Source organism: Streptomyces sp. NPDC039480 (assembly GCF_055597165.1).
Genome location: NZ_JBVITX010000003.1, coordinates 750,210 through 760,450, shown reverse-complemented (window position 1 = coordinate 760,450; position 10,241 = coordinate 750,210). Strand labels below are relative to the sequence as shown.

Genomic DNA, 10,241 nt, shown 5'->3' with positions numbered 1-10,241 from the left:
CCACCCCCAACTCCACGCCCCGGGATGGGAAGACGTACTTCTACCTCACCGATGCGCTCGGCTCCGTCGTCGCGGTGGTGGACGAATCCGGCGCAAAGGTCAACTAGTACTCCTACAGTCCCCGAGGCGTCACCCTGGCAGCGGGCAGCGAAAAGGTCGCACAGCCCTACCGGTTCGCCGGCGGCTATCAGGACCCCACCGGCCTCTACCACTTCTCGGCCCGCTACTACGCCCCCAACATCGGCCGCTTCAACAGCCGCGACCCCTCCGGCCAGGAACAGAACCCCTACCTCCACGCCGCGGGTGACTCCGTCAACCGCATCGATCCCAGCGGCTGCTCTGGAAGCCGCCGGTTCCGGACTGGGCGAAGAGGGCAGGTAAAGCAGTCTTCGGCGAGGACAAGGAGATAGTCAAAGGTGAAGCCCACGCGTTTCGGTCTCTACGGCTACGCCTATAAGTCAGTGGTCGGAGATGAACCGAACAATGGGGGGCTGAAGCACGAGTTGAGTCAGCTGCACGCCTGCTTCAACCCGTACAAATCACGCTGGATCCGGGGAAGTAGCCTCTAGTGCTGTCCTAGTGGCGCCACCCCCGAGGGTGGCGCCACACCCTGACTTCGGGACGGTAAAAAGTATGAAACATGACAGTTCAACGGTGAAGATCGCTTGGCACGCGGCACTGGTTGGCGTTGGCGTGTGCGTACTCGTAGTAGTTCTGTGCCTGATTCTCGGCAAGTCGGCTTCCTATATCGCTTACTCCGCAATTTCTACCTTCGCAGCATGGTTCGCTATACAGTTCATTTTCGATTACGCGAAGTTCAAGATTGAACGTAGCGGCCGATAGGCTGGCGAGCAGGTTGACTAACAACGGGGCCGCGGCGGGAACAGGAACAGCACTCTGAGATGTGGTGCCGGGGCTCCGCGCGCCCCGGCACTGTACTGCGACGGGAGGATACGTGGACAAGAGTCCGCTCCGGCTGCCGCGCCCCCGCCCAGCGAGCGCTACCAGGCCGTCGTCGTCGCCGCCGCCCGGGTGCGAAGAAGGCGGCCCCGGACGGGACTCTGGAAGGCTCCGCGCCACGATGAGCCTGATCGGGGACGGCTTGGAGGAGGCGGTGCAGAAGGCGTTCACCCACCCGACACCGGAGAACGCGGGCCCGCAGATGCGGTACCTGGTCAAGCAGCTGGGCGGACCAAGGCAGTTGCCCAGCTGGCGCATCTCCCAGTGCACCGTCGAGCGGTACGTGAAGGACCAGATCATAAAGTCCCACCCCGACCTCGCCGCGTGCCTGGAGCGCGAGGTGACGGCCCGGTGGCAGCCGCATCCGGGCCATGGCCAAGGCGGCGGCGACGGGCGGCATCGTCATCGACACCCGCGCCCGCACGGGCTACACCGCCCGCCTGTTCGACGCCCAGGAGCAGAATGCCAGCGACGCCCGCCTCCAGGAGATCGCGGCCAAAGCGCTCAAGGAGGTCTACTTTTAGGACAACGGCCGCCGCGCCGGCTCCCTGGAGGAGGTCGGGTTCACAGACATCGAGCACCTCGAGTTCGACCTGTAGCAGCCGTACCCCGAACAACCCGTGAGCCCCGGACCTGAGCTGAAGCACGATAGTTGTCACATAGGCAGGCCTATTGTCACCGGCGGGCCGTCGGTGCGCATGGGGCAGGCTTTGGCAACGGCGACTTCGCCGCACTACACGGCATGAACAACCGGCCTGCGGACCTGAGGCGAGGCCCGGTCGTAGGAACCGGGCGTGCGGGGCCACACGTCCCCCCGTACATGCTGATCGTCCTGGGGATACTCTTTGCCGTCGCGCCCGCCGTCGTCTGGATGATGATCGCCCGCACCCGCCCTGTCGGCTTCGCGATCGGCGGCGCGCTGCTGGCCGGAGCCGGTGTGCTGATCAGCGACCAGCAGGGGCTGGATCCTCGCCCCCAGACCCGATGCCCATCTCTTGTTCACGGCCCTGGCGCCTCTGCTCATCGCCTACGGTGCGGGACTAGAAGGCCGACAGGAGAACTCCCCTCCTTCGGAATGGATTTCCCGCCGCAATGAAGCGATCGGCTTCCCGGGGATGCAGTTCGCCCTCACTCTCGTGGCCGGTCTCGTGTATGCGCTGATGATCAGCGAAGGCTCGGACGCCCCGCCGTCCGAAGCTCTCCCCTCATCGCCGGCGGGCATCAGCATGGTTGACGAAGGCATCAGCTGCGGTCCCGGCGGCTGCTGGCGCGCCGCGACGGTCACCAGCGGGGATGGCCTGTCCCGCCCGGAGATCATCCGCGAACTGGGCCTCGAGCAAGAGAACTGCCGCTCCAGCGGCTGGCTGCTTGACTGGCGTGACGTGTGCGTCGGAGCCAGGGACAATGGCGAGAACGTCACCATTTACGCCAACTGGGGATACTGAGAGGCCGCTTCCGGTCGACCACGGTAGTTCCACGGTGGTCCTGAACGAGAATCTGTGACAGGCCGCGTGCCTCACTGGTGACAATCAGGCTGCTTCGACCGGTCTCATACACCAGCTTAACCAGCTCTGCCGGTGACAACTGCCGTGCTTCGGCACGGGACCGACATGGTCCGGGGCTCACTCGCGTATCCCTGCGGAAACAGATCCTCCTGCAGGAGATCTCTACCCCCCCACGTCCCAGTCCGGAGGCGGCGTCTCGAAAGCGATCGGGTTGATGCCGCCCCTGCTCAGGACAAGCTCGGAAAAGACGACGGGGCACTGTTCGAGATCGCCAACCGCTACGACCTGCGACACCGCGAAGCAAAGCAGCGCGGCGACTACGACGAAGCGTTCCTGACTGGATCTTCTGGTGGTACCTCGGGACCGTGGAGCTGTCTAACCGGCTGATCGCGTCGCGGACCGCCGGCTGACCCTGCCCGTCATCACCCGAAGCACCGGTCGAAGCCCTCCAGGACCGGGTCCAGTTCCGCGGCCGCGCACGCACAGCGAGCACAGCTACACCCCCGACTGCTCAGCTGTCGGATGCGTCCAGCGGCAGCACGGGCGCGCCGGATGCCCGAAGGGGGCCCGGGTCCTTCGGGGACTGCGTGGCCACGGGCAAGGAAGGGGGCGGCAGTGCTTCTCCTACAGCGCTCACGCCCACCCGTCCCTGGCATCAGGGAGCCGCTGAAACATGTCCTGGAACGTGCACAACTTCGACAACAGCGTCGCCTCTAGCGGCGCCCACTACCGAGATCCCACCCTTCGCCGCCGAGGGGCCCCGCAGAGCCCGCTGGATCTTCCGGATGATGAAGTCGGGCTGGTCGTAGGCGTTGTCCCCCTGGGCCCGCCCCTCGCCATAGGAGGCGACGGTGCCGGCGATGAAGATCTGGTTGCCTACGCGTACGCCGCGGGCGTACCCCATCTGCGGCTCCCACAGGGAACCGCTGTTAATGGTCTCCCGCTTTACCGTGGACTTCTCATTGCGCACCGGAGTCTGCGCAAAAGTCGTCATGTGCAACCTGTCCTCTCGATTCCTCGAAACCCTTTTATCGTTCCCGCTTCCTCGAGCAAGTGATATCCCGGGCACTGGCGGCAACGGCAAGATCATTGGGACGCGGTGAGCAACTCACGGTCAACGCTGCCGAGCGGAACGTTCATATTTGAGAAATGAAGACACCTGGGCATGCCGAATGACGGTCAGGGGCGGTGGACTAACTGTCCAGGGAGGCGGCAGGAATTAATGAGCGGAATCAGCGAGAAAGGGAAAACGCGACGCGGTGATTCAGCCCCGCACTTGCATCCACACCCGCCCTCCCGCTCACCGGCGATCATGCTTGCCGCCAGGCACACGCAGCGCTCTCCAGGCCAGGACGCTCAGTAGCGCGAGAGCGGCAGCGGCACTTCCGGTCGCTACCACGAAGCCGGTGTCGAAGGCGTGTTCCGCGCTGTTCAGCAGCGCATCGCCGACCTTTCCCCCGACGCGCGCGGCCACTTCGGACGCGGCGCCCACCGAGCTGCGCGCGGTCTCCCACTGCTGCGCCGAGGCGCCGGCCACTGGGTCGAAGTCGGAGCGGTACGCCAGGGACAGCACGGTCCCGAAGAAGGAGAGTCCCAGCCCCGCCCCCAGAGAGAAGGCGGTCTCCTGAACGGCTCCGGCCTCACCGGTCCGCTCGGGCCTCGCCGCACCCAGGATGGAGTCCGACCCCAACGTCATGACCATCCCGGAGCCGAGCCCTACGACGACCAGGGCCGCGTAGTTGCCGGTGGCGCCGAACACTGCGAACGCCGCCAGCGCCAGCGCGCACAGCAGCAGTCCGCCGCACAAGCCACGACAGTGACCGAACCGCGCCGCGAAGTGCGGCGCCAGGGCCGCACCGACGGCGTTGGCGACCGCCAGCGGCACCAGCGCCAGCCCCGCACTCAAGGGTGAATAGCCGTCCAAGAGCTGGAAGCGTTGGGTGAGCAGGAACAACAGCGCGGTGTACGCCCCGTAACACCCCATGATGCACAGCGCCGATACAGAGAAACGACGGTCGGCGAACTGCGTGACGTCCAGCAGCGGATCAGCGATCCGGCGCTGCCGTACGACGAAACCGACCAGCAGCACTGCTCCGACGAGCCCGACCCCCCAGACCGCCGACGGCACCCCGTCATGCTCTCCCAGCTGCTGAAAGGCAAACACCACGGCAGCCAGTCCGGCGGCCGACAGCACGGCACTGACCGCGTCCCACCGGTGCGGGCGGGGATTGCGCGACTCGGGGACCAGCAGAGCGCCGCCGACCAGGGCGAGCACCACGACCGGCACATTGACCAGGAAAACCGAACCCCACCAGAAGTGCTCGACCAGCACGCCGCCCAGCAGCGGGCCCACCGACACTCCCACGCTGTTCGCGGCGGTCCACAGGCCGATGGCCAGCGCCCGTTCGCGACTGTCGGGAAAGACGGCCCTGATGATCGCAGGCGTACTCGCCATGATCATCGCGCCCCCGACACCGAGCGCCGCCCGAGCGGCGATCAGCTGCACCGGCGTGACGGACAGCATGGCACCCACCGACGCGAGACCGAAGACCGCGAAGCCACACATCAGCATCCGCTTGCGGCCGAACCGGTCCCCGAGCGTCCCGCAGGTGATCAGCCCGGCGGCGACGGTGAGCGCATAGCTGTCGACGATCCAGAGGAGTTCGGACCCGCTCGGCAAAAGCTCTCTGGAGATCGTCGGAACGGCCACATGCAGCACCGTCAGGTCCATCCCGACCATGAGCAGGCTGGCGCACAGCACGCCCAGCGCTGCCCACCGGTGCGGTGTCGTCTGTTCAGTCTCTGTCAGCACACAAATACTGTGTGCCGTATGAAACTTGCGGCACAAGTACGGTCTTGGATGTGCATCGGTGCCCCTCCGGCCCCATAGTGTCGCTCTGTATACCTGGTTACAGTGTTGGTCATGAGGCGAGTACGTGAGCGCGTGGACGAGATGGCCGACTGGTGCAACACCGAAGTCGTCCTGTCGGTCGTCGGTGGGAAGTGGAAGCTGCTGATCCTCAGGTATCTCCTGTTAGGAACACACCGATTCGGCGAACTCCAACGCAATATGCCGACAGTCACCCACCGGATGCTCGCCCGGCAGCTTCGGGAATTGGAGGACGACGGCCTGGTGTCACGGACTGTTTACCCCGAAGTCCCTCCGAGGGTGGAGTATTCGCTCACCGAGGCCGGGGAAAGTCTGCGGGAGACGATCCACCAGCTTGAGCAGTGGGGGAGTTGGTACCGAGACCACCTGAAGGCCGTGGTGCAAGAGCGCGATCCAGCGGTTGCTGACACACGCTCAGGTTGAATCGGTGTGGTCCGCTGCGGTGCTGCAAGTCGGTTCCGCAGCCCGTTCCATGCCCCGGCCATCGTTCTGACTGACTACGGCGCCGCGCGGGGCTGCACGTCGACTCCCTGCGGAGCCCCGGGGTCGCGTCGGTGTGCTCGACGGGTCTGGTGTGGCGGGCTAGGATCACGGTGTGATGACGGCCTGGTCTCCTTCCAGTGCCCGGCGGAGCCGCTCGACGGTGATTCTGTGGCGGGTCGTGGGGCTGGGTCTCTTTTTGTTCGGACTGGTGTTCACGCACGTGGCCAGTCCGGAGGCCACGAGTCGTCACCTGGGCGCCGACCGCGGTGTCGTGGGTGTCGTGGCGGCGTCGATGATTTCCCCAGTGGGGATTTCCCAAGTGGGGCTCTCGAACGATGTCCCGGTCTTCGCCGGGGCGCCGGACGGCCCTCGGCACGAGCATCCTCAGCAGCACACCGTCGAGGAGTGCGCCCTGGGCCAGCCGCCGCAGGGGCCCGGCGTCGAGCTGCCCTGTCTCTCACCGCTCGATCCGCGGTGGCAGGACAGCGTTCCCGCGTCCATGCGTGCCCAGGGCGGCGCGGGCCGGGACTTCGTGCTCCCGATAGCGCACGCGGCCGATTCCACGATTCTGCGCACCTAGGACGGCCGGTTCCCTGACCGGTCTGTCCTCGTTCCGGCCGCAGACGGCATGCGTTCCGTATCTGTATCTGTATCGGGATCTGTGTCTCTATCTGTATACGTATACGCATCCGTGCAGTGGTCGGGCAGTTGCCGCGTGGAGGAAACATCCGTAACGCGCTGTACGTCCTGTTGCTGGCCGCGGTGCTCGCGTGCGCCGGTGGGCAACCCCATGGCCATGGGGGACCGCACGCGGTTGTCGAAGCCGTCGGAGTGCCCGCCGTGCTGGAGGAGCCCGCCTCCCCCGAGCACTGCCACGAGCCCGGCCCCGGCCCGGGGTCCGGCACCCAGTCGTCCGCCCGTCTTCTTCCGCTCACGCTCGGCGTGGCGCGGGCCTCGGATGCCGTACATGCCTCTGTGCTCCGCGCGCAGCGGGCCGGTCCGAGAGCCCTGCCGGGCGGGGGGCGTACCGCCCTCAACTCGCTTTGCCGGTGGCGCATATAGGGGCCGCGCGAGCCCTCCGTACGCGTCCACCCCCCCCTCGAATGAGAGCGAAGAAGCGAAGAGATGCACTCTCCCGTCGCACACGACTCCGCCCCTCTCACCCCTGTCCGCCTCAACTCCGCCCCTCTCGGCTCCAGCCTCCCCGGGCTGGTCGGGAACACCCCCGTCCTGCACGTCTCCCAGCCCTTCACCCCGCCCGGCCGCGGCTTCTGGGCCAAGCTGGAGGGGTTCAACCCGGGCGGCATCAAGGACCGCCCCGGACTGCACATGGTCGAACGCGCCCGCGTCCGCGGCGAGTTGCGGCCCGGCCACCGCATCGTCGAGTCGACGAGCGGCACCCTCGGCCTCGGGCTCGCCCTGGCCGGTACGGTGCACGGGCACCCCGTCACCCTGGTCACCGACCCCGGCCTCGAACCGTCCATGACCCGGCTGCTCGCCGCCCACGGCGCCACCGTCGACATGGTGCCCGAGCCACACCCGGCGGGCGGCTGGCAGCAGGCCCGCCGCGAGCGCGTCGCCGAACTGCTCGCGGAAGACCCCGGATCGTGGTGCCCCGACCAGTACGGCAACCCCGACAACGTCGCCGCCTACACCCCGTTGGCCCTCGAACTCGCCGCGCAGCTCGGCCACATCGACGTACTGGTGTGCAGCGTCGGCACCGGCGGGCACTCCGCGGGCATCTCCCGCGTCCTGCGGCAGCTCTACCCCGAACTGTGCCTGGTCGGCGTGGACACGGTCGGCTCGACCATCTTCGGCCAGCCGGCCCGCCCCAGGCTGATGCGTGGTCTCGGGTCGAGCATCTACCCGCGCAACGTCGCGTACGAGCACTTCAGCGAGGTGCACTGGGTGGCGCCGGCCGAAGCCGTCTGGGCGTGCAGGGAGTTGGCGACGTCCCACTACGCGACCGGCGGCTGGAGCGTCGGCGCGGTCGCGCTGGTGGCGGGCTGGCTCGCCCGGACGCTCCCTCGTGACGCCCGTGTCGTCGGGGTCTTCCCCGACGGGCCGCAGCGCTACCTGGAGACCGTCTACGACGACGCGTACTGCGCCGAGCACGGCCTCCTGGGCGGGCCTCCGGCACCCGAACCCGATGTCGTTGGCCGCCCGGACGAGAAGGAGGTCAGTCGCTGGACCCGGTGTGCCGCCGTCCACGATCCGCTCGTCGCGCCGACCGGGCGCGAGACCGCGAAGGGGGAGGCGCGGTGAAGGCGACGCTCACTCAGTTCCGTTCCTACGACCGGAGCGTCCGGCTGCTCCTGGTCAACCAGTTCACCATCAACCTCGGCTTCTTCATGCTGATGCCGTACCTCGCCCAACACCTGTCCGGCACGCTCGGCCTCGCCGGCTGGCTCGTCGGACTCGTCCTGGGCGTACGCAACTTCAGCCAACAGGGCATGTTCCTCGTCGGCGGCACCCTCGCCGACCGGTTCGGCTACAAGCCGCTGATCGTCGCCGGCTGCGTCCTGCGCACCGTCGGTTTCGCCACGCTCGGCCTCGTCGACTCGGTGCCCGCGCTGCTCGTCGCCTCCGCCGCAACCGGGTTCGCCGGGGCCCTGTTCAACCCCGCGGTGCGGGCCTATCTCGCCGCCGACGCGGGGGAGCGCCGCGTGGAGGCCTTCGCGCTGTTCAACGTCTTCTACCAGGCGGGCATCCTGCTGGGCCCGCTCGTCGGAATGCTGCTGACCGGTGTCGACTTCAGGGTCACCTGCCTGGTCTCGGCGGCGGTCTTCGCGCTCCTGAGCGTCGTGCAGATCCGCGCGCTGCCCGCTCGCAGGGGCAACGACGCGGTGGCCCGCGGGGCGGCCGCCGGGGACGGGATCGTCGCCCAGTGGCGCGGCGTCGTGCGCAACCGTGCCTTCCTGCTCTTCTCGACCGCGATGATCGGTTCGTACGTCCTGACCTTCCAGGTCTATCTGGCCCTGCCGCTGGAGGTGCGGCGGCTCGGCGGCGACGGCGGGTCCGGCACCGTCGCCGTCGCGCTGCTCTTCGCGGTGTCCGGCCTCACCACCATCCTCGGCCAGACGCGTGTGACGGCCTGGTGCAAGGATCGGCTGGCGCCCGGACAGGCCCTGGTACGTGGGCTGTTGTGCATGGGGTGCGCCTTCGTGCCGCTCCTCGCCGCGACGGCGCTGCCGGTGCCCGGCGGGGGAGTCGGCCGGTGGCTGCTCGCCGCTGTACCGCCGATGCTGGCCGCGCTGCTGCTCGCGCTCGGCACGATGATCGCGTACCCCTTCGAGATGGACACCATCGTGCAGCTGTCGGGGGACCGGCTCGTCGCCACCCACTACGGCCTCTACAACACCATCTGCGGTGTCGGCATCACCGTGGGCAACCTGCTGACGGGGGCGGTCCTCGACGCCGCCCGGGAGGCGGGGATGTCGGCGCTGCCCTGGCTCGCGCTGCTCGTCCTCGGCCTCGGCTGCGCGGGCTCCCTCCACGGGCTGCACCGCACGGGACGGTTGACCCGCACGGCTGCTGACGTGCAGCCCGCCGCGACCTGATCCGAGCGGAGCGGACCTGGGTCCGGCCGGAGCGTGGCATCAGTTCCGCGCGCCGACCGGGCCCGGTCACCAGGTCATGCGGAGTCAACGCCTCCGGTGCACGCGGCGCCCGGTTCGGGAGTCTGCGGGCCCTGCACGTACTTGCTGAAGAACTCCTTGACCCGCGGGTCCGCCGCGCTGTCGACGGTCAGCTGATGCCCCCAGGCCGACAGCATGATCGGGCTCCGCTGCTTGGTGACGGGACTCATGAGGCTGTACGGCGTCTCCGAGACCTTGTCACTCAGCTTCTTGACGTCGGCGGCAGGGGCCTTGTCGTTGTACGTGACCCAGACCGCGCCGTGTTCGAGGGAGTGCACGGCGTTCTCGTTCGGTATCGCCTTTTTGTAGACCGTGGCGTCGCAGGTCATCCAGGCCTGGTGGTGGTTGCCGCCGACCGGTGGCGTCATCGGATAGTCGACGGCCTTGGCGACGTGGTCACGGCCCAACTTCTTTGCGTCCCACGTCTTTTCGCCCCGGACGGGCTTCTTGGCGGCGGCGGATTTCTGTTCCTCCTTGTCGTTGGCACGGTTGATGGCGTACGCGCCGAAGCCGATGAGGGAGGCGACGATCACCGTGCTCACGGTGACGGTGATGATGCGGTTCCGGCGCTCGCGCGCCTGTTCCGCGCGGCGCATCTCCTCCAGGCGGGCTCTGCGCTCGGCGGCGGCCGCCTTCTTGTTCGGCTTGTGGGCTTTGGCCTTGGCCATGGGTGCTCCTTGTGCCCGCCGCACGAAGGCACGGCGGGGGTGGTGGCAGTGGTGGCGATGTCGGGGGACGCCTGTGCGGGGCAGGCCGAAGACGCGG

8 protein-coding genes and 3 pseudogenes are annotated in these 10,241 nt (G+C 67.8%); 8 read left to right on the top strand and 3 right to left on the bottom strand.

Features of this window, described 5'->3' with window-relative positions; translation table 11 throughout:
- The 4 genes and pseudogenes from ACZ56E_RS14075 to ACZ56E_RS14060 form a co-directional block, all read left to right on the top strand.
- Positions 1-410, top strand: a pseudogene (locus tag ACZ56E_RS14075) (RHS repeat-associated core domain-containing protein); the annotation flags it as partial.
- Between the two features lie 671 nt (positions 411-1,081).
- Positions 1,082-1,559: pseudogene (gene tpg, locus ACZ56E_RS14070) on the top strand (telomere-protecting terminal protein Tpg).
- A 396-nt stretch (positions 1,560-1,955) separates the two neighbouring features.
- Positions 1,956-2,405: a hypothetical protein gene (locus ACZ56E_RS14065; RefSeq protein ID WP_471214054.1), complete on the top strand. Its 450-nt coding sequence runs from the start codon at positions 1,956-1,958 to the stop codon at positions 2,403-2,405.
- 288 nt (positions 2,406-2,693) lie between these two features.
- Positions 2,694-2,875: pseudogene (locus tag ACZ56E_RS14060) on the top strand (hypothetical protein); the annotation flags it as partial.
- Positions 2,876-3,120: 245 nt separating this feature from the next.
- Here the strand turns inward: ACZ56E_RS14060 and ACZ56E_RS14055 are convergent.
- Positions 3,121-3,459 (bottom strand): RidA family protein, encoded by a 339-nt coding sequence (locus tag ACZ56E_RS14055; protein WP_471214053.1) that lies wholly within the window; start codon positions 3,457-3,459, stop codon positions 3,121-3,123.
- A gap of 306 nt (positions 3,460-3,765) precedes the next feature.
- Entirely contained in the window at positions 3,766-5,277 is a 1,512-nt protein-coding gene (locus ACZ56E_RS14050) for an MFS transporter (protein ID WP_471214051.1), read from the bottom strand.
- Positions 5,278-5,388: 111 nt separating this feature from the next.
- On the opposite strand from ACZ56E_RS14050, the gene ACZ56E_RS14045 reads away from it, so the two are divergent.
- From ACZ56E_RS14045 to ACZ56E_RS14030, 4 genes are all read left to right on the top strand, one after another.
- Complete coding sequence (locus ACZ56E_RS14045; protein WP_471214050.1) at positions 5,389-5,778, top strand: winged helix-turn-helix transcriptional regulator; 390 nt, start codon at positions 5,389-5,391, stop codon at positions 5,776-5,778.
- Between the two features lie 379 nt (positions 5,779-6,157).
- A complete protein-coding gene (locus ACZ56E_RS14040) occupies positions 6,158-6,418 on the top strand; it encodes a hypothetical protein (RefSeq protein WP_471214048.1) in 261 nt (86 codons plus the stop codon).
- Between the two features lie 545 nt (positions 6,419-6,963).
- Positions 6,964-8,103, top strand: coding sequence for a PLP-dependent cysteine synthase family protein (locus ACZ56E_RS14035; RefSeq protein ID WP_471214047.1), 1,140 nt, complete (start codon positions 6,964-6,966; stop codon positions 8,101-8,103).
- Positions 8,100-9,398 carry an MDR family MFS transporter gene (locus tag ACZ56E_RS14030; protein ID WP_471214045.1) on the top strand — a complete coding sequence of 433 codons (1,299 nt, stop codon included), beginning with the start codon at positions 8,100-8,102 and terminating at the stop codon, positions 9,396-9,398. The genes ACZ56E_RS14035 and ACZ56E_RS14030 overlap by 4 nt, the downstream gene beginning before the upstream one ends.
- 74 nt (positions 9,399-9,472) lie before the next feature.
- On the opposite strand, the gene ACZ56E_RS14025 is transcribed toward ACZ56E_RS14030, so the two are convergent.
- Complete coding sequence (locus ACZ56E_RS14025; protein ID WP_471214044.1) at positions 9,473-10,144, bottom strand: DUF3105 domain-containing protein; 672 nt, start codon at positions 10,142-10,144, stop codon at positions 9,473-9,475.
- Between the last annotated feature and the right edge of the window lie 97 nt (positions 10,145-10,241).